This window comes from Micromonospora sp. URMC 106, assembly GCF_051386395.1.
Taxonomy (GTDB): domain Bacteria; phylum Actinomycetota; class Actinomycetes; order Mycobacteriales; family Micromonosporaceae; genus Micromonospora.
In genome coordinates, this window is sequence record NZ_JBPQTP010000029.1 from 22,147 (window position 1) to 41,648 (window position 19,502).

Annotated in this window: 14 protein-coding genes; 4 read left to right on the forward strand and 10 right to left on the reverse strand. The window is 75.2% G+C overall.

Annotated elements, in window-relative coordinates:
* Positions 1–24 precede the first annotated feature (24 nt).
* On the forward strand, positions 25–1,518 hold the full coding sequence (locus ACSNOB_RS12270) for an SDR family oxidoreductase (RefSeq protein ID WP_436686770.1): 1,494 nt from the start codon (positions 25–27) through the stop codon (positions 1,516–1,518).
* A 128-nt stretch (positions 1,519–1,646) separates the two neighbouring features.
* On the opposite strand, the gene ACSNOB_RS12275 is transcribed toward ACSNOB_RS12270, so the two are convergent.
* From ACSNOB_RS12275 to prmC, 4 genes are all read right to left on the reverse strand, one after another.
* Positions 1,647–3,758, reverse strand: a complete 2,112-nt coding sequence (locus tag ACSNOB_RS12275; RefSeq protein ID WP_436686771.1) for a transglycosylase domain-containing protein — start codon at positions 3,756–3,758, stop codon at positions 1,647–1,649.
* Positions 3,759–3,971: 213 nt separating this feature from the next.
* The gene (locus tag ACSNOB_RS12280; protein WP_436686772.1) at positions 3,972–4,583 is read right to left on the reverse strand and encodes a phosphotyrosine protein phosphatase; all 612 of its coding nucleotides are present in this window, start codon (positions 4,581–4,583) and stop codon (positions 3,972–3,974) included.
* Entirely contained in the window at positions 4,584–5,228 is a 645-nt protein-coding gene (locus tag ACSNOB_RS12285) for an L-threonylcarbamoyladenylate synthase (RefSeq protein ID WP_436686794.1), read from the reverse strand.
* The gene (gene prmC / locus ACSNOB_RS12290) at positions 5,228–6,175 is read right to left on the reverse strand and encodes a peptide chain release factor N(5)-glutamine methyltransferase (RefSeq protein WP_436686773.1); all 948 of its coding nucleotides are present in this window, start codon (positions 6,173–6,175) and stop codon (positions 5,228–5,230) included. The genes ACSNOB_RS12285 and prmC overlap by 1 nt, the downstream gene beginning before the upstream one ends.
* 73 nt (positions 6,176–6,248) lie before the next feature.
* Between prmC and ACSNOB_RS12295 the strand changes: the two genes are divergently transcribed.
* Positions 6,249–7,799, forward strand: a complete 1,551-nt coding sequence (locus ACSNOB_RS12295) for a GGDEF domain-containing protein (protein ID WP_436686774.1) — start codon at positions 6,249–6,251, stop codon at positions 7,797–7,799.
* 59 nt (positions 7,800–7,858) lie between these two features.
* On the opposite strand, the gene prfA is transcribed toward ACSNOB_RS12295, so the two are convergent.
* Positions 7,859–8,947 (reverse strand): peptide chain release factor 1, encoded by a 1,089-nt coding sequence (prfA, locus tag ACSNOB_RS12300; RefSeq protein ID WP_436686775.1) that lies wholly within the window; start codon positions 8,945–8,947, stop codon positions 7,859–7,861.
* Positions 8,948–9,052: 105 nt separating this feature from the next.
* Positions 9,053–9,277: a 50S ribosomal protein L31 gene (gene rpmE / locus ACSNOB_RS12305; RefSeq protein ID WP_393109560.1), complete on the reverse strand. Its 225-nt coding sequence runs from the start codon at positions 9,275–9,277 to the stop codon at positions 9,053–9,055.
* A gap of 303 nt (positions 9,278–9,580) precedes the next feature.
* On the opposite strand from rpmE, the gene ACSNOB_RS12310 reads away from it, so the two are divergent.
* Positions 9,581–10,477, forward strand: a complete 897-nt coding sequence (locus ACSNOB_RS12310) for an AAA family ATPase (RefSeq protein ID WP_436686776.1) — start codon at positions 9,581–9,583, stop codon at positions 10,475–10,477.
* Positions 10,478–10,585: 108 nt separating this feature from the next.
* Here the strand turns inward: ACSNOB_RS12310 and ACSNOB_RS12315 are convergent, their stop codons facing one another.
* The 3 genes from ACSNOB_RS12315 to thrB form a co-directional block, all read right to left on the reverse strand.
* Complete coding sequence (locus ACSNOB_RS12315; protein WP_436686777.1) at positions 10,586–14,080, reverse strand: phosphodiester glycosidase family protein; 3,495 nt, start codon at positions 14,078–14,080, stop codon at positions 10,586–10,588.
* Positions 14,081–14,238: 158 nt separating this feature from the next.
* Positions 14,239–16,299 (reverse strand): transcription termination factor Rho, encoded by a 2,061-nt coding sequence (gene rho / locus ACSNOB_RS12320; RefSeq protein ID WP_436686778.1) that lies wholly within the window; start codon positions 16,297–16,299, stop codon positions 14,239–14,241.
* Positions 16,300–16,595: 296 nt separating this feature from the next.
* A complete protein-coding gene (gene thrB / locus ACSNOB_RS12325; protein WP_436686779.1) occupies positions 16,596–17,537 on the reverse strand; it encodes a homoserine kinase in 942 nt (313 codons plus the stop codon).
* A gap of 166 nt (positions 17,538–17,703) precedes the next feature.
* Between thrB and ACSNOB_RS12330 the strand changes: the two genes are divergently transcribed.
* Entirely contained in the window at positions 17,704–18,210 is a 507-nt protein-coding gene (locus tag ACSNOB_RS12330; RefSeq protein WP_436686780.1) for a hypothetical protein, read from the forward strand.
* Positions 18,211–18,222: 12 nt separating this feature from the next.
* Here the strand turns inward: ACSNOB_RS12330 and ACSNOB_RS12335 are convergent, their stop codons facing one another.
* The gene (locus tag ACSNOB_RS12335) at positions 18,223–19,461 is read right to left on the reverse strand and encodes an MFS transporter (RefSeq protein WP_436686781.1); all 1,239 of its coding nucleotides are present in this window, start codon (positions 19,459–19,461) and stop codon (positions 18,223–18,225) included.
* Between the last annotated feature and the right edge of the window lie 41 nt (positions 19,462–19,502).

A 19,502-nucleotide genomic window follows, 5' to 3' on the forward strand; every position in this document is an offset into this window, starting at 1 on the left:
CTATTGGGCCGCACACTGGAGGCCGTGAGATGCCTGGTCACCGGAGCGACGGGTTACATCGGCGGGCGGCTCGCGCCCCGGCTGCTGGCCGAGGGGCACGCGGTGCGCTGCCTCGCCCGCAAAGCCGGCCGGCTACGGGACGTGCCGTGGACGGCGCGGGCCGAGATCGCCGAGGGCGACCTGCGCAGACCGGAGACACTGCCGGCCGCGTTCGAGGGCGTCGACGTCGCCTACTACCTGGTCCACTCGCTCGGGCAGGCCGGCTTCGAGGCCGCCGACCGGGAGGCCGCGGCCAACTTCGCGACCGCGGCCCGCGCCGCCGGCGTACGCCGGATCGTCTACCTCGGCGGGCCGGAGCCGGCAGCGGGTCGCCACGTCCCGTCGGCGCACCTGCGGTCCCGGGCCGAGGTCGGGCGGATCCTGCTCGACAGCGGGGTGCCGACGGCGGTGCTGCGGGCGGCGGTGATCATCGGATCCGGATCGGCCTCGTTCGAGATGCTGCGCTACCTGACCGAGCGGCTGCCGGGCATGGTCACCCCGCGCTGGGTCCGCAACCGGATCCAGCCGATCGCCGTCCGCGACGTGCTGCGCTACCTGGTCGGCTGCGCGGACCTGCCGCCGGAGGTCAACCGCGGCTTCGACATCGGCGGGCCGGACATCCTCACCTTCCAGGACATGATGCAGCGCTACGCGCGGGTCGCCGGGCTGCGCCGGCGGGTCATCCTGCCGGTGCGGCCGCTGACCCCGTCGCTCTCCTCGTACTGGGTCGGGCTGGTCACCCCGGTGCCGAACGCGATCGCCCGGCCGCTGGTGGAGAGCCTCGTCCACGAGGCCGTCGCCCGCGAGCACGACATCGCGGCGTACGTTCCGGACCCGCCGCAGGGGCTGACCGGCTTCGACGAGGCGGTCGCCATGGCCCTGGCGAAGGTGCGCGACGGCGAGGTGGAGACCCGCTGGTCGACGGCGAGCGGCCCGGACGCGCCCGCCGAGCCGCTGCCCACCGACCCGCAGTGGTCCGGCGGCACCGCCTACACCGACGTGCGCGAGCGGGCCGTCCACGCGCCGCCGGACGCCCTGTGGCGCGTCGTCGAGGGCGTCGGCGGGGAGCACGGCTGGTACTCGTTCCCGTTGGCCTGGTCGGCCCGGGGCTGGCTGGACCGCCTGGTCGGCGGCGTCGGGCTGCGCCGCGGCCGGCGCGACCCGCACCGCCTCCGGGTCGGCGAGGCGCTCGACTTCTGGCGGGTGGAGGAGATCGTGCCGGGCGAGCTGCTGCGGCTGCGCGCCGAGATGCGGCTGCCCGGCCGGGCCTGGCTGGAGATGCGGGTGATCCCGCTCGACGGCGGGCGCAGCCGATACCACCAGCGGGCGGTGTTCCTGCCCCGCGGACTGGCCGGGCACGCCTACTGGGGGGCCGTCGCGCCCTTCCACGCGGTGGTCTTCGGCGGGATGGCCCGCAACATCGCCCGGGGCGCGGAGCAGGCGGCCCACCGACCGGCCGTGTCGTCCGGACGCCGCTGACCGGCGACCACCGCGCGCGATCCACCCGTGCGGATCCCCTCGTCCGCGCCGCCGCGCGCGATCCACCCGTGCGGCTCCCCTCGTCCGGGCCGTCCGCGCGGCCGGTCACGCCCCGGCGGGCGGCCGGCTCAGTTGCCGGTGCGGGCGCCGGAGACCTGGAAGGCGATCAGCTCGCTGGGCGGCACGAAGTCGCGGACCGGCTGGTCGCGCAGGGTGAAGGAGAGCACCTCGCCCACCGCCTCGACGAGTTGGCGCTGCACCCGCCGGCCGACCGTGTCGCGCGGGTCGTCGGGGTTGGCGGCGATCGAGGCGACCACCAGTTGCGGGGTGAAGGCGACCACGGTCTCGGTCGCGTACCCGTCCGAGCTGCCGGTCTTGCCGGCGACCGGCCGGCCGAGCTGCCGGCGCAGCCCCGTGGCGGTGCCGCCGGCGCACTCCCGGTACATCGACTGGTCGCCGACGGGGCAGCGGGCCGCGTCCGCCGCCGCCCGGGCCACGTCCGGGTCGACCACCTGCCGGCAGTCCGGCTGCGCGGCGGCCACCGGGCGGCCGGCCGCGTCGGCGATCGAGACGACCGGCAGCGGCGCGCACCACGTCCCCTCGGCCGCCACCGCCGCGTACGCGCCGGCGAGGTCGAGCGGCGTGGTGGCCGAGACGCCGAGGGTGAACGGGCCCCACTCGCGCGCGCCGTGGCGGGCCAGCCGGGCGTCGTCCTCGGCCCGGAACACGATTCCGAGCCGCTCGGCCATCTCCACCACCCGGTCCGCGCCGACCCGCTCGGTCAGCCACGCGAAGTACGTGTTGACCGACTCGCCGAAGGCGGTCCACATGCTGTGCCGCCCGTCCATCGAGGCGCTGGCGTTCTTCGGGCACCAGTACCCGTCGCAGCTCGCCGACCCGGTCACGGGGAAGTCGGTCACGATCCGGCCCGGCGCGTCGAACTCGGTGCTCAGCGGCAGCCCGGCCTCCAACGCGGCCAGCATGGTGAAGATCTTGAACGTCGAGCCGGCCTGGTAGCCGTCGATCGCCCCGCCCCCGGCGACCAACTGGTTCACCGTGTTCGGGTGGTTCTTCTGTCCGGCCGGGTTGCCCGTCACGCTGTAGTTCCGGTTCACCGCCATGGCGAGCACCCGGCCCGTGCCGGGCTGGACCACGGCCGTCGGCGCCGCCCGGCGGTCGTCCACCTGGTAGATCCGGCGGACCTGCTCGGTGGTGGCGCGCTGCACCGCCGGGTCGAGCGAGGAGACGATGGAGAAGCCGCCCCGGCGCAGGGTGAGCTGCCGCTCGTCGACGGTCGCGCCGAACGCCGGCTGGGCGTTCCACCAGCGGGTGAACCAGTCGCAGAAGAAGCCCCAGTCGTTGTGCTCGGCCGGCACCGCCGTGCAGTCGTTCGGCGTCTGGCTGGGGCGCAGGCGCAACTGCTCGGCCCCGGCCCGGGCCGCCGCCTCGGCCGGGACGTGCCCCGACTCGACCAGCCGGTCGAGCACGTACGCCCGGCGGGCGAGCGCCGCGTCCGCGTCGCCGTTGATCGGGTCGTCGGAGTGCGGCGAGCGGACCAGCCCGGCCAACAGCGCGGCCTCGGCCAGGGTGAGGTCCGCCGGCGTCTTGGAGAAGTAGCGCTTGCTCGCGGCGGCCACCCCGTACGCCCCGGCGCCGAAGTAGGCGATGTTGAGGTATCGGGTGAGGATCTCGTCCTTGGTCAGCTCCCGCTCCAGGGCCAGCGCGTACCGCATCTCCTGGATCTTGCGGGCGGTGGTGAGTTCGGTGGCGGCGGCGCGCTGCCGCTCGCTGAGCCGGGGGTCGTTGCTGAGCACGTTGCGGACGTACTGCATGGTCAGCGTGGACGCGCCCTGCCGGGTCTCCCCGGCCCCCTTGTTGACCGTGAAGGCCCGCACCACGCCGCGCAGGTCGACCCCGCTGTGCTCGTGGAACCGGGCGTCCTCGGCCGCGATGATCGCCTGGCGCATCACCGGCGCGACCTCGGCCAGCGGCACGTCCACCCGGTCCTCCTGGTAGAAGGAGGTGATCAGGGTGGTGCCGTCGTTGGCGTAGAGGTTCGACCGTTGGGGCGTCGGCGGCGTGCGCAGCGTGTTGGGCAGCTCCGAGTACGGCGCGGCGAGCGCCGAGAACCCGACCCCGAACACCAGCGCGACCGGGAGGGCCGCCGCCGCGAGCACCAGGCCGGCGAGCACGCCGGCGATCAGTACGGTAAACAGTTTGTCGAGGCGTGCCCGGGTCATCAGCTCTCCCCGCAGGAGCCGGTCAGGACCCACCCAGAATGACCCGAAAGCCCCTCTTCATCGCCCCTTTCCCCCAAACCCGCAGGAAACTCACGCGCGGGGTACCTCGCGCGGGTTACGGCAGGAGCGCGACGGCGAGCGGCCCGTCACGGCGGCGCGCGGGCGAGGACTGGCCGCCGTCACAGCGGGCGCGCACGCGAGGACTGGCCCCCGTTACGGCAGGAGCGCGGCGGCCAGGGGGTGGACGGTCTCCTCGATCTCGTCGGCCACCCGGCTGAAGCACTGGTCGCCGCGCCCCCACGGGTCGTCGAGATCGTCGGTGGGCAGCGCGGTGGCGCCCTGGCGGGCGGCGTGGGCGGCGGCCACCAGGGCCACGCCGCGCGCGTACACCCCCTCCGGGGTGGCCTCCGCCGGGGGCAGCCCGGCCGCGTCCACCGCGGCGAGCAGCCGGCCGAACTCACCCAGCACGAACGTGCGCGACGCGGCGTCCGGACGCAGCGCCACCACGTACTCCTGCTGGTCCGCCGTGGCGGTGAGCACCAGGTCGGCGGCGTCGATGTGGTCCGAGCGGAGCTTGCGGGCGGCGAACCCGGAGACGCTGCCGCCCCGGTTGGTCACCTGGCGGGCGGCCGGCGGGTTCATCTCCTCGCCGGCGTGCCAGCCGCCGGTGCCGGCGCTGTGGCTGTGCACCAGCTCGTCGGCGCGGCCCGGGTCGGCCTCCCGCCGGGCCAGCCGCTCCCGGACGGCGAGGGCCAGCAGCCGCTCGGCCATCGGGGACCGGCAGATGTTGCCCATGCAGACGTGCAACACGGTGAACGGCGGCACTCAGACCCCCTGGCCGGCGAGGATGTCCGGCACCACGTCGCGCAGCTTCTCCAGCGGGACCGCGCCCGGCCGGAGGACCCGCGGCGCCTCGCCGGTGAGGTCGACGATCGTGCTCGGCACCGGGTCCGGGCACGGGCCGGCCTCCAGGTAGGCCCGGACGGAGTACGCGAGCTGGTCGCGGGCCTGCTCGGCGGTGAGCGCGGCCGGCTGGCCCGTCTTGTTGGCCGAGGCGACCGCCATCGGGCCGGTCTCGCGCAGCACCTCCAGCGCCACCGGGTGCAGCGGCATCCGCACCGCCACCGTCCCGGACGTGTCGCCCAGGTCCCAGCGCAGGCTCGGCGAGTGCTCGACGACGATGGTCAGCGCGCCCGGCCAGAACGCCTCCACCAGGTCGCGCGCCGCCTGGGGCAGCGAGTAGACCAGGCCGTCGAGGGTGTGCCGGGAGCCGATCAGCACCGGCGGCGGCACGTGGCGGCCGCCCTTGGCGTCCAGCAGGGCCTTGACCGCGTACGGGGTGAACGCGTCCGCGCCGATCCCGTAGACCGTGTCGGTCGGCAGGACGACCAGTTCGCCGTTCTTGACCGCCTCGATGGCCGCGGCGATGCCGCGGTCCCGGTCGGCGGGCGACCGGCAGTCGTAGAGCATCACGAGGAGTCAGTCTGCCACGCCGCGTCGGCGCGGGCGTGCGGGCCGTCCGCCCGCCGGGACGCGGTCGCGAAGCGCGGTCGCCCCGCCAGGTCCCGGTGGTCGGTGACCGCCTCGAACCGGCCGTCCGCGGCCAGCAGGTCGGGCACCGCCGTGCCGTGCGTGTCGTCGTGCTCGACGCCGAACACCCCGCCGGGGCGCAGCAGGGCCGCCGCCCGGACGACCAGCGGGCGGATCACCGCCAGGCCGTCCGTCCCGCCGAAGACCGCGCTCGCCGGGTCGTGCCGACCCACCTCAGGCGGTACGGGCACGTCGGACGGCACGTACGGTGGATTGCAGAGCAGCACGTCGACCCGGCCCACGAGGTCGGCCAGCAGGTCCGGGGCGGTGACGTCCGCCTCGACCACCTCGATCGGCCGGTCCCCCGCCGCGGCGCGGGCGGCCGCGTTGCGCCGCAGCCAGGGCAGGGCGTCGGCCGAGCGTTCCACCGCCACCACCCGGGCCGCCGGCAGCTCCTGGGCGACCGACAGGGCGATGGCGCCCGAGCCGCTGCACAGGTCCACCACCAGCGGCGCGGCCAGCTCCCGGCCCCGCGCGATCCCCCAGCCGGCGAGCAGCTCGGTCTCCGGCCGGGGCACGAAGACGCCCGGCCCGACGGCCAGGTCCAGGTGCCGGAAGCCGGCGACGCCGGTGAGGTGCTGCAACGGCTCCCGGTCGGCCCGCCGGGCGACCAGCCCGTCGAACCGGTCGAGCTGCTCGGCGGTGAAGCCGTCGGCCAGCGCCAGCCGCCCCCGGGGCACCCCCAGCACGTACGCGGCCAGCTGCTCGGCCTCGGCGCGGGCCGCCTCGATCCCGGCGTCGGCGAGCGCCCGTGCCGCCCGGGCCACCGCCACGGAAGGGCGTTGTCGTCTCGTCCCTTCGGACGGCTGTTGCGGCGCGGTCGTCACGAGATAATCATGGGGCGTCGCGGCGGACATCACGAGCGGATGCGTCCGGGCGCACACCGACGGGAGGTCGCGGGTGGGTTGGCTCGACCGGGTCACCGACCAGGTTGACGCCCTGACGCGGTCGCGGGCGTTGCAGGAGTCCAGCCGTTCCGCGGAGGCGTACGCGATCCTCGAGCGCGTCATCGGCACCACCACCGACCCGTACGCGCGGGCCGACGCCCTGGTGCAGCGCCTCTCGGCGGTGATCAACCTCGGGCGGACGGCCGAGTACACGCGGGCCGTCGAGGAGGCCTCCAGCGCGGTCCGCGACCTCGCCGAGCCCTACCTGCACGGGCACCTCAACGCGCTGGCGGCACTCGCCGCGCACCACCAGGGCGCGCTGGACCGCTGCGTCACCCACCTGGTGAAGGCCGCCCGGGCGCTGGGCGCGGTGGCGGACCCGGACCGGGACACCGCGTGGGGCTGGCACGACCTGGCGATGGCCTACTCCTACCTCAGCTTCCACGGCTACGCCCTCGGGGCGATCGAGCGGGCCCGGCAGCTCGGGACGGCCGCCGGCATCCCGGAGGAGACGTTCGCCGCCCCGGGGATCCGGCTGCGCAACGCGGTGGCGCTGGACCACAACGGCGACAGCGACGGCTGCCTGCGGGTGCTGCGGGACGTCGCCGCCGACCTGGACCGGTTCCTGCGCAGCGGCCGGGCCGGGAGGCTGCGCCCGAGCAGCCTGGCCGCGTACGGCTACGCCGCCGCCCGGCGGGGAGCCCTCGGCGACCGGCTGGAGGCCGGCACGGACGCCGCCCCGGCGCGGCTGCTCGGCCACGGCGGGGACAGCGCCCGGGCCCGCGACATGCGCCAGCTCGGCCAGGTCTGCCTGGCCGTCGCGGAGGGGCGGCCCATCGAGGCGGTCGCCCGGTTGGACACCGTCCAGATCTCCAGCGAGACGCTGGGCGCGGCCGAGCCGGCGCGGCTGCGCAGCATCGCCCTGGCCCGCTCCGGCGACCACGCGGGGGCGCACCGGGCCGACCGGCTGGCGTTCCGGCTGGCCGCCCAGCGCAACGACCGGCTCCGGGACGTCTACATCGACGGCATCGCGGCCCGCATCGACCACGAGGAGATGCGCCGCGAGGCGGCCCGCTTCGAGGGCGAGGCGCTGACCGACCCGCTGACCGGGCTGCCCAACCGGCGCCGGCTGGAGCGCTACATCGCCACGGTGGTCGCCGGCGGCGACCGGGTGGTGATCGGCGTCTGCGACCTGGACGGCTTCAAGGCGGTCAACACCCGGCACGGCCACCACTCCGGCGACCTGGTGCTCCAGCGCGTCGCCGGGGTGATCAACCGGGTGATGCGCCGGGGCGACTTCGTGGCGCGCTACGGCGGCGACGAGTTCGTGGTGGTGCTCCCGCACGCCGGGATGGCCGAGGCGGCCGAGGTGGGTCGCCGGATCGACGCCGCGGTGCGCACGGAGGACTGGGAGTCGCTGGTGCCCGGCACCCCGGTCGGGGTCAGCGTCGGCTTCGCCGAGGTGGGCGGCGCCGGCCCCGGCCTGCGCGACGCCCTCAGCGCCGCCTTCGAGGCCGCCGACCGCGAGATGCTCCGGGCGAAGACCCGCCCCCGCGCCTCCTGACCCGCCCGCACCGGTCCGGCGGCGGGGTTCGCGGGTGGCGGGCGCCGCCGACCGGACGGTCAGCGGCGGCTCAGCTCCGTGTCGCCGGCCAGGCGGGCGGCGCGGTCGGCCTCCGCGAGGGCGTCGAGGACGCCGTCCAGGTCGCCGGCGAGGGCCAGGTCCAGGTTGTACGCGGTGTAGCCGATCCGGTGGTCGGTGATCCGGTTCTGCGGGAAGTTGTACGTGCGGATGCGCTCCGAGCGGTCCACGGTGCGCACCTGCGCCTTGCGGGCGTCCGAGGCGGCCGCGTCGGCCTGCTCCTGGGCCGCGGCCAGCAGCCGGGCGCGCAGGATCCGCATCGCCTGCTCCCGGTTCTGCAACTGGGACTTCTCGTTCTGGCAGGAGACCACGATGCCGGTCGGGACGTGGGTGATCCGCACCGCCGAGTCGGTGGTGTTCACCGACTGGCCGCCCGGCCCGGACGAGCGGAACACGTCGATCCGCAGGTCGTTCGGGTCGATGGTGACGTCGACGTCCTCGGCCTCGGGCAGCACCAGCACGCCGGCGGCGCTGGTGTGGATCCGGCCCTGCGACTCGGTGACCGGGACGCGCTGCACCCGGTGCACGCCGCCCTCCCACTTGAGCCGGGACCAGACGCCGTTGCCACCCTCCGGCACGCCCTTGGTCTTGATCGCCAGCGAGACGTCCTTCACCCCGCCGAGGTCCGAGTCCTGCGCGTCGATCACCTCGGTGAGCCAGCCGCGCCGCTCGGCGTACCGGGTGTACATCCGCAGCAGGTCACCGGCGAAGAGCGCGGACTCCTCACCGCCCTCGCCGGCCTTGATCTCGACGATCACATCCTTGGCGTCGTGCGGGTCGCGCGGGATCAGCAGCTCCGCCAGCCGCTCCTCCAGCGCCGGCAGGGTCGCCGCGATCGAGTCCGCCTCGGCCGCGAAGGACGGGTCCTCGGCGGCCAGCTCCCGGGCGGCGGCGAGGTCGGCGCGGGCCTGCTCCAGCTCCCCGGCCGCCTTGTGCAGCGGGACCAGCTCGGCGTACCGACGGCCGACCCGGCGGGCGGCGCCCTGGTCGGCGTGGATGGCCGGGTCCGCCAGCCGCTTCTCCAGCTCGGCGTACTCGTCGAGGAGGGCGGCCAGGCGCTCGCTGCTCATGCTGGGGAAGCTCCTTCGGCGACGACGGGCGGGAGACGGAACCAGGGTGGATACGGACGACGCCCGCGTCCGGCACGAAACCGGGCGCGGGCGCCGAACGAGGAGTTACTTGGCCTTCTTGGCCTGAACCTTGGCGTACTTCTGCTGGAACTTCGCGACCCGCCCGGCGGTGTCCAGGACGCGCTGCTTGCCGGTGTAGAACGGGTGGCAGGCGCTGCAGGTCTCGACGTGGATCGCGCCGCCCTTGGCGGTGCTGCGGGTGCTGAAGGTGTTGCCGCAGGAGCAGGTGACCTCGGTCGTCACGTACTCCGGGTGGATGTTGGGCTTCATGTCGCCTCGGTCCTTTCGTGGATGGTCGCCGGGTCGCCGTCGGTGTCCGTCGCCACGTGCGACGGGCTCGGGCGTGAACCGGAACCGGTGGCCGATTGACCAGTGTGCCATGGGCGCGGGCCGGCCCGGCAATCGGGCCGCACGGCTGGTCCGGCATCGACAACGCACGCCCCGTCTCCCGCATTCCCGCCGCCTGGCGGGGCATTCACCCGGCACGGCCGCCGCCGGCGGCGGTGCCCCGTCCGGGGCACGCCTCGGGCGGACGCGCCGCCCGCCCGCCGAGACGTACGACACGGAGGAGCGATGAGCCGCCTGATCGCCACCCGGGGACTGCCCGCCTCCGGCAAGACCACCTTCGCCCGGACGCTGCAACCGTCCGTGGTCCGCGTCAACCGCGACGACCTGCGCCGGATGTTGCACGGCGAGCGGCTGTTCACCCAGTGGGCCGAGTGGCAGGTGACCGTCGTGCAGCGGGCGCAGGTCGAGGCGCTGCTGCGGGCGCGGGCGGACGTCTGCGTCGACGACACCAACCTGCGGTCGCGGACCCTGCGGGACTGGGCCGACCTGGCCGCCCGGCACGGCGCCGAGTTCGAGGTGCACGACTTCACCGACGTGCCGCTGGCGGAGTGCCTGCGCCGCGACGCCGCCCGCCCGGAGGCCGACCGGGTCGGCGAGGCGTGGATCCGCCGGCTGCACGAGCGCTACCTGGAGGGGCGCCCCCTGCCGCTGCCGGTGCCGCAGGCCCGCACGGGGCGGCCGGCCACGGTGCACGCCCCGTCGACCGAGCCGCCGGAGATCGTTTTGGTCGACATCGACGGCACGGTCGCGCTGAACGTCTCGCGCAGCCCGTACGACATGACCCGCGTCGGCGAGGACGAGCCGAACCCGGCGGTGATCGCGGCGGTCCGGGCGATGCACGCCGCCGGGTACGGGGTGGTCTTCTGCTCCGGCCGGGACGCCACCGCCCGACCCGCCACCGAGGCGTGGCTGGCGCGGCACGTCCGGGTCCCCTACCTCGGGCTGCACCTGCGGGCCGTCGGCGACAACCGCAAGGACTCGGTGGTCAAGCGGGAGATCTACGAGCGCGAGGTCGCCGACCGCTACCGGGTGGTGGGTGTCTTCGACGACCGCCAGCAGGTGGTGCGGATGTGGCGCGCCCTCGGCCTGACCGTCTTCCAGGTGGCCGAGGGCGACTTCTGAGCCCGACGGACACCCGAGGCCCGCACCGGAGTCGGTGCGGGCCTCGGGCGGTGCCGGTCCGGTCCCCCTCCCGCGCGCCGGGCGTCGGGAGGGGCCCTCGGCCGCGCGTCAGGCGGCGGGGGCCTCGGCGGCGGCGGTCAGGGTGACGGTCGCCTCGGCGCGCGCGCCGTTGACGTCGACGGCCAGCTTGACCTGGGCGCCGGGACGCAGGGCGGTGAGCGTGCCGGTGGCGGGGTCGAAGCGGGCCACGTGCCAGGGCTTCAGCCCGAGGATCGAGCCGACGTGCACGTTCGGCGAGGCGGACCAGTCCGCGCTCACCGGCGCCGCCACCGGCACCGCACGCCCGCCCGGCTGGGTCACCGTGGCGGTGACACGGGCCGGGGCGCCGACGGCGACACTGGCCGGAGCGGCCAGCGCGAGCCGGTCGACGTGCGCGTGGAACTCGGCGGCGACCCAGCGCGGGCCCTCCACGAGCGGGTTCCGCCGGGCCCGGTCGGCCTCGGCCGGGCTCACCGGGTCCACGCCGAACTCGGTCCACCCGGTGAAGCCGCCCTGGTCCGCCGGGGTGGACGGGTTCTTGCCCGCGTTGCCGTTGATCAGGTACGGCACCCCGTCGACCCGGTCGGCGTGGAAGGTGCCGACGTGCCCGCCGACGAAGACCGCCCCCTTGCCGGTGCGGTGCTGGAAGTCGGCCAGCCACTGCTCCAGCAGCGCCGCCTCCTTCCGGTCGGCGAGCTGACTGGCCTTGGCGGGGCTCGGGTCGCGCGGCGGGTGGTGGTGCAGCACGGCCACCGAGCCGACGGCCGGGTCGCCGGCCGCCGAGTCGAGCGCCTCGCGCAGCATCCGCACCTGGTCGAAGCCGCCGCCGCGGAGCGAGCCGGTCGACGAGTTCAGCGTGACGAACCGGGTGCCCTTGTGGTCGAAGACCCGCTGGGTGTCCCCGAAGGCGGCCCGGAAGTTGGCGATCGGGGCGCCCATGATCTCGTGGTTGCCGGGCACGTAGTAGTACGGCAGCTCCCCGCCGAGCTCCTCGTCCAGGATCCGCTTCGCCAGCGCGAAGTCGGCCGGGTACGCGGTGTCCACGAAGTCGCCGTTGATCACCAGGAAGTCCGGCTTCGCGGCCTTGACCTCGCGGAGCGTACGGCGGGCCTGGGCGACCAGGTCGCTGTCCGGGTCCGCCGCGACGAACTGCGCGTCGGACATGACCGCGAAGCGCCAGGGCGCGCCGTCGACCGTGCCGTCGCGGAGCACCACCCGGTCGGTGCGCGGCGCCTCGGCCGGCGCGTCGAGCGTCGGGGGCACCTTCGCCACCAGGTCGTCGATGACCACCTCGCTGCGGTACTGCGCGGCGGCGTTGGTCTCGGCCACGTAGAACCGGCGGATCCGCACCGGGTACTGCACCCCGGCGGGCACGGCGAACTCGACGTACTTCCAGCCCTTCCAGGTGATCAGCGGGCCACGCAGGACGTGCTGGGTGTTCTGCGCGTCGTGCAGGTGCAGGCTGGGCCACTCCCCGGTGCCGTTGCCGTGGATCCACATCCCGAACGCCTGCGGCTGGCCGGGCACGTCGATCCAGGCCGGCGGGTCGGCGTACGCGGCCCGGGTGCCGGTGGACTGGCTGAAGTCGTACGTCATCTTCAGGCCGGTGCCGGTGTGGCCGGGCGCCGGGGCGACCGCGCCGCTGGCCCGGGCCTGGCTGAACTTCCAGGCCGCCGCGTCGTCGAAGGTGGCGACCGGCACGTCGGTGAGCCCGACGGTGACGGGCAGGACGGTGCTGCGGCGGCCGACCGTGACGGTGACGAGAGCCGAACCGGTGTCCCGCAGCGCGGTGACGGCGAGGTTGCCGTCGGCGGTCGGGGTGACCCGGAGCAGGTCCCGGTCGTAGTCGAGCTTCAGGTCGGCGGGCTCGATCGGGGCGGTGTTGCCCTCGGCGTCGTAGCCGACCACGCCGAACAGCGCGCTGCCCTGCGCGCCGTCCAGGCCGACCCGGTCCACCGTGGAGTCGATCCGGGCCAGCGGGCCGAGCACGGTGAGGTCCAGGGTGCCGCTCGCCTCGTCCCGCCAGGCGGTGACCGTGGCGCGGCCGGGCACGCCGGCCCGGAAGACGCCGTCGTCGGCCGTGCCGTGCACCGCCGGGTTGGCCCGCCACTTCGGGGCGCCGGCCGCCGGGCCGTACGTCTCGTCGTGGCCGGCGGCGGTGAGCCGGCGGGTCAGTCCGGGGAAGACCCGGTCGGGGCGGCCGCCGCGCACCGGCGCGACGCCCGGCGCGCTGGTCGGGTCGCTGGCGGTCTCCAGCCAGTACCCGGTGAGCCGGCCGCTGCCCTTGGGCGCGTAGAGGGCCAGGCCGTTGGGCACCGCGCGCTCCGTGCCGTCGGACGGGCTGTTCTCCACCTGCACGGCTTCCGCGCCCGGCTCGCGGGCGAGCAGCGTGGACGAGCCGCCACCGTCGAGATTGAGCGCGTGGTGGGCGCCGAGTTCGGCCATCATCCGGCCCATCTCGGTCTGGGTGACGCCGCGGCTGTCGACCTGCCGGCCGTCCACGGTGAGCATGATCATGCGTCGGCCGTCGGCGGAGAAGCCGACCGCCGTGCGCGGGGCCAGCGACGCGTCGGCGATGCTCTGCACCACGCCGTCGCGGACCAGCACGTTGCCGCCGCCGACCGCCGCGTGCAGGTTGCTGCCGTCGGCCGGCTTGGGCTGCCAGGCGACCGTCACCGGGTCGCCGGGGCGCAGCCCGGCGAGGGCGTCCGCGCCGGCGTCGCGGCCGAGCAGCACGGTGGTGCCGGCGGGGATCGGCCCGCTGCCGGCCGTCGTGCCCACCGTGGCGACGCGGCCGTCAACCACCGCGACCTCCGTGACGCGGGCGGCGCCGGCCACCGCGCGTTCCCGGGTGTACGAACCCCAGAGCGCGGTGAACACGCCGATCCCGTTCGCCTGGATCATGTTGTTGAACTGGGTCAGCGTCACCGGGCCGGTGGGCAGCGTCGCGGTGCCGTCGAAGTTCACCTCGATCACCCGGCCGAGCCCCTCGGTGGTGATCGCGACGGCGTTGCGGTGTCCGCTCACGGCGGACTGGACCAGCTGGCCGTCCCGGATGCCGACGCCCTGGGCGGCGCCCGAGTTGTTGATGTCGAAGAAGTCGCCGTTGACGGCGGCCACCGCGCGGGAGGCGTCCACCGCGCGGCGCAGCGGCTCGGCCCGGCTGACGGCGCCGGAGTTCACGTAGTCGACGGTGACGCCGCCGGTGAGGTCGGCCGTCAGCGCGTCGGCGCGCAGCCAGCCGTCGGCGTCGTACCGGTCGAAGGAGGTCAGTTGGAGGCCCGGGGCGACCGGGCGGGTGGTCTTGGCGGTCTCCAGCCCGCCGGCCGGCTCCACACCGGTCGGGGATCCGGCGGCCGCCGCGCCCGCGGCCGGGTCGCCGGAGAGCGTCACGGAGTCCGCGGGGTACGAGGAGGCGCGAGGGGCGTCCTCGGCCGCGGTGACGGAGGGATCGGTGGCCGGATTCGGCGCACCGGCGGTCGCCGGCACGGTGCCGGCCATGGTGAGCAGCGGCGTCAGCAGCAGGACGCCGGCAAGACGGGCGGATCGTCTGCGGGTACGCATGGTCGACAGTCAACCGGACTATGAATAGAAGTTTCAATACCTGTCAACCAAACCGAAGGAAAACTCCACCCCTCGGACGGGGCGGCAGGGAGGCCGGGACGCGAAAAGGGCACGGCCGCGGTGGCCGTGCCCTTTTCACCTGCCTCGCCCGGGAGGGCTCACTCCCCCGGCGTCGACTTGGCGATCTGCATCAGGAACTCGATGTTGGTGCGGGTCTGCTTGAGCTTGTCGAGCAGGAGGTCCAGCGCCGCCTGCGAGTCCAGCGAGTGCAGGACCTTGCGGAGCTTGTGGATGATGGCCAGCTCCTCCGGCGCGAGCAGGATCTCCTCCTTACGCGTGCCGGACGGGTGGATGTCGATGGCCGGGAAGGTGCGCTTGTCGGCGATCTTCCGGTCCAGCTTCAGCTCCGCGTTGCCGGTGCCCTTGAACTCCTCGAAGATGACCGTGTCCGCCATGGACCCGGTCTCCACCAGCGCGGTGGCGAGGATGGTCAGCGAGCCGCCGTTCTCGATGTTGCGGGCCGCGCCCAGGAAGCGCTTCGGCGGGTAGAGCGCGGTGGAGTCGATACCACCCGACATGATCCGGCCGCTGGCCGGCGCCGCCAGGTTGTACGACCGACCGAGCCGGGTCACCGAGTCGAGCAGCACGACCACGTCGTGGCCCAGCTCGACCAGGCGCTTCGCCCGCTCGATCGCCAGCTCCGCCACCGTGGTGTGGTCCTGCGGCGGACGGTCGAACGTCGCCGCGATGACCTCGCCCTTCACCGACCGCTGCATGTCGGTGACCTCTTCGGGGCGCTCGTCCACCAGCACCACCATCAGGTGGCACTCCGGGTTGTTGTGCGTGATCGCGTTCGCGATGGCCTGCAGCACCATCGTCTTGCCCGCCTTCGGCGGCGACACGATCAGCGCGCGCTGGCCCTTGCCGAGCGGCATGACCAGGTCGATCACCCGGGTGGTGAGGATGTGCGGCTCGGTCTCCAGCCGCAGCCGCTCCTGCGGGTACAGCGGGGTGAGCTTGTAGAACTCGGGCCGGCGCTTCGCCTCGTCCGGCTCCATCCCGTTGATGGTGTCCAGCCGCACCAGCGGGTTGTACTTGTCCCGCCGCTGCTCACCGTCGCGCGAGGCGCGCACCGCACCGGTGATGGCGTCACCGCGCCGCAGGCCGTACTTCTTGATCTGCGACATCGAGACGTAGACGTCGTTCGGGCCGGCCAGGTAGCCGGTGGTCCGCACGAAGGCGTAGTTGTCGAGCACGTCGATGATGCCGGCCACCGGGACGAGCACGTCGTCCTCGCCGACCTGCGGCTCGCGCCCGGCGTCGCCGCCGCCCTCGGCCCGCTCGCCCCGGCCACGGCGACGGTCCCGGAACCGGCTGCGCCGGCCACGCCGGCCGCCACTCTCGTCGTCGTCGCCGTCGGTGTCACGCTCGGCGCGCTGGCCCCGCTCGTTACGGTCGCCCCGCTCGGCACGCTCACCGCGCTCGTTGCGCTCAGCACGCTCGCCCCGCTCGGCACGCTCGTTGCGGTCGCCCCGCTCGGCACGCTCGCCACGCTCACCGCGCTCGGCACGGTCGCCACGCTCACCGCGCTCGGCACGGTCGGCACGCTCGGTGCGGTCGGCACGCTCGGTGCGGTCGGCACGCTCACCGCGCTCGGCACGGTCGCCACGCTCGCCACGCTCGGTGCGGTCGCCACGCTCGGTGCGCTCGCGGCCACGGCCCTCGGCCCGGTCGGCACGCTCGCCGGCCTCGGCCTCCTCCGTGCGGGTCTCCGCGGGACGGGCCTCGGCGGCCCGTGCCTCGGCGGCGGCGGCCCGGCTGCGCCGGGTGCGGCCACGACCCTCGGTCTCGACTGCCGCCGGCTCCGCCGGGGCCTGCTCCGCGGTCCGCCGCTCGGCCTCCGGCCGCTCGGTGGCCTCGCGGACCCCGGCGTGGACCTCCTCACGGGCGGGAGCGGCGGCGGCCGCGACCTCGGCCCGCGGTCGAGGGGTCCCGGCGGCGGCGCCGCCCTGCCGCTCGGAGATCGCGCTGATCAGCTCGCCCTTACGCATGCGAGCCGTGCCCGAGATGCCGAGCGACGCGGCCAGGCTCTGCAGCTCCGGCAGCAGCATCGCCGACAGGCCGGTGCCGCTACGCCGACGACGGGCGGGGGCGGCGGCGGTGGTGGCATCGCCAGCGACGTTGGAAACATCCGACGTCACGTCGGTGGTGTCGCTCAATGGATTCCTTCCCTCGATAGGCCGGGACTGCCCGGAGTCGAAAAGCAAGGTGGCCAGGCGGCCTCGGTGCACCCGCCTCGCATGGACGCGTCGCGGGAGTCTGTGACACAGCAGCCGGTCGGTTTCCCGACTCACCGACGTCGGTGAGCAGGTCTCGCCGTCTGCGGCGACCTGTGAAGACTGCGGTGCGGCGTGGGCCTAGGCAGGGGTGACGGGCTGACCGCCGAAAGCTTCGGGGGTGCGCCGACCCGCAGGGAGATCGCATGCTTCGCGGCTGTGCTAAGTCTAGAGCGTAATCAACTCTTCCGACCTGCGGCAACAGGGTCCCGCTCCGCGTGTCCCAGTCTACCCCGAGCAACCCGTGCGCCGCTCCCGTCCGGGTCCAACCGCCAGACCTGCCAACCTGTTCCCGGTTCGAAGCCCTCGGGCGGCCCGTCGAGGGCCAGGACGGTCGGGCCCGCCCCACTGACCACAGCCGCCACACCCGCCGCACGCAGCGCCCTGACCAGGGCGGCGCTGCCCGGCATGCCGTCGGCGCGGTAGTCCTGGTGCAGCCGGTCGACGGTCGCCGGCAACAGCAGCGCCGGCTCGGCGGTCAGCGCGTGCACCAGCAGCGCGGCCCGTCCGGCGTTGAGCGCCGCGTCCCGGTGCGGCACGGTGGCCGGCAGCGCGGCCCGTGCCGCCGCCGTCAGCCCTCGCTCCTGCGGCACGAAGACCGTCGGCCGTACGCCGGCGGCGACCGGCAGCGACACCGCCCGCGCCCCGGACGGCTCCGTCCAGGCCAGGGTGAAGCCGCCGAGCAGGCAGGGCGCCACATTGTCCGGGTGGCCCTCGAGGTCGGCGGCGAGCCGCAGCGCGGCGGCGTCGTCCAGCCGGACCTCCCCGTCGGTCACCAGGGCCCGGGCCAGCAGCACGCCGGCGACGATGGCGGCCGAGGAGGAGCCCAGCCCCCGGGCCTGCGGGATGCGGTTGACGCACTCCACCGCCAGTCCCGGCGGCTGGCCGCCCAGCGCGTCGAAGGTGGCCCGCATGGCGCGGACGACCAGGTGCCGGTCGTCGGCCGGCAGCTCCCCGGCGCCCTGCCCCGTCACGGCCACCGTGACGCCCGCCGCCGTGACCTCGGCGGCCACGTCGTCGTGGAGCGCCAGGGCGAGCCCCAGGGCGTCGAAGCCCGGCCCCAGGTTGGCGCTGGTGGCGGGGACCCGGACCCGGACCGGATCGGAGGCGAATGTCGGCACGGGCTCATGCTAGGGCTCCGCACCGACGTCGCGGCCTTCCGCCCGCCGGGTGGGACGGGTCGCGCGCCGGCCGGACGATCGCGCCCCGGCACCGCCGGGCGGCAGCGGGCGGTCGGACTGGCGCCGCTCCGCTAGCCTGACCCGAGCGTCGGCGGCGGGAGGCAGGGTGCGCGATTTCGGGTACGTGGCGACGGTGACTGCCGTCGAGGCCCCCACGGTGCTGGTGCTGCTGGTCGGCATCGTGCTGACCGCGACGGCCGGGCGCCGGCTGCCCCGGCGACCCCGGCTGCTGGCCCTGTCCGGGCTGGGAGTGCTGCTGGTCACGTCGGCGCTCAGCCTGGCCTGGATCGTGCTGATGCCCCGCATGTTCACCGCCGACTGGGGGCGGTCCAACTTCCAGCTCGTCAACACGGCGTACGGCGTGGTGCAGGGCCTGGCCTACCCGCTCGGGCTGGGTCTGGTGATCGCGGCGGTGCTGACCGGGCGCCGGGCGGGCGACGCGCAGGCCGGCCCCTGGGGCGGCTGGCCGCCCGGCGGGCCCGCGCCGGCCCCCACCGGGCAGCCCGCGCCCACCCCCGGGTGGACGGCGGACGCCTCCGCCGTGCCGGGGGCGCCGGGTCAGTGGGGCGGCCGGTCCCGGCCGGACGGGACGGGCGGGGCGGGACAGCTCTGACCGTCGGACGGGTCAGCGCGCGGGGGTCGGGTCCCCGACCGGGTCGGTGAGGGAGAGCCCGCGGGTGGCGACGCGCCAGCCGACCGCGTAGACCAGCGTGACCAGGCCGCAGCCGGCCAGCACCACCCGCTCGTCCACCGCGTCCACGACGGCCGCCACCGCGAGCTGGCTGACCGAGATGGCCAGGGTCGCCAGCATCATGTCGGTGGCGAAGACCCGGCCGCGCAACCGGTCGGGCACCTCGCCCTGCAGGGCGAAGTTCGACATCACCCAGTTGCTGCCCCCGGCGAAGTGGGCGACGAAGACCAGGGCCAGCACCAGGGGAAACCAGCCGGCGACCGAGATGCCGAGGTAGGCCAGGCCGTAGAGGGACATGGACAGCGCCAGCCCGGACAGGAGCCAGGCCCGGTTGGTCAGCACCCGGCGCATCAGGATCGGCCCGACCAGCGCCCCCGCCCCGCGGACCGCGAAGAGCAGCCCGGTCCCGACCGGCCCGACGCCGTACACCGCCGCGAGCAGCGGGAAGACCGTCAGCACACCGTTGCCCAGGCCGACCGCGGACTTGACGGTGACCAGCGCCAGCACCCTCGGGCGGTGCCCGATGTAGCCGAGCGCCTCGCGGATCGCCGCCCAGGTCTGCTGCGCCGGCCGGTCGGCGTCGCGGGGCGCCTGCAACGGCCGGCGGATCAGCCCGGCCAGGCCCGCCGCGACCGCCAGGCCGACCGCCGCCACCCAGAAGCAGGCGTACGGGCCGGCGGCGGCGCTGAGCACGCCGCCGAGCGATGCGCCGACGACGGTCATGGTGCCCCAGGCCGACCCGGCGACGGCGTTGCCCGCGGCCAGTTCGTCGGGGTCGAGCACGTTGGGCAGGGCGGCCTGCGCCGCCGGGGAGTAGAACGCCTTGGCGACCGCCACCACGCCGATCCCGACCATCGCCAGCCAGGCCGTGCCGGCGCTGCGCACACCGAGCAGCAGCAGCACGCCGAGCAGGGACGCGACGTTGGCGCCGATCATGATCTTGCGCCGGTCGAACCGGTCGGCGACCGTGCCCGTGTACGGCAGCAGCAGCGCCACGATGCCGGTGTCCACGGCGAGCACCAGGGCGCCCCACACGCCGCTGCCGGTCAGGTCCGGCAGGAGCACCAGCAGCGGCACCATGACGAACCAGTCGGCGCCGAAGACCACCAGCTCCGCCAGGAAGAGGTTGCGGAAGTTGCGGTTGCGGGCGAGGACCGAGACGGTGGACGGCACGTCCGGACCCTACCCGGCGGCGGCCGACCCGCCACGACCTG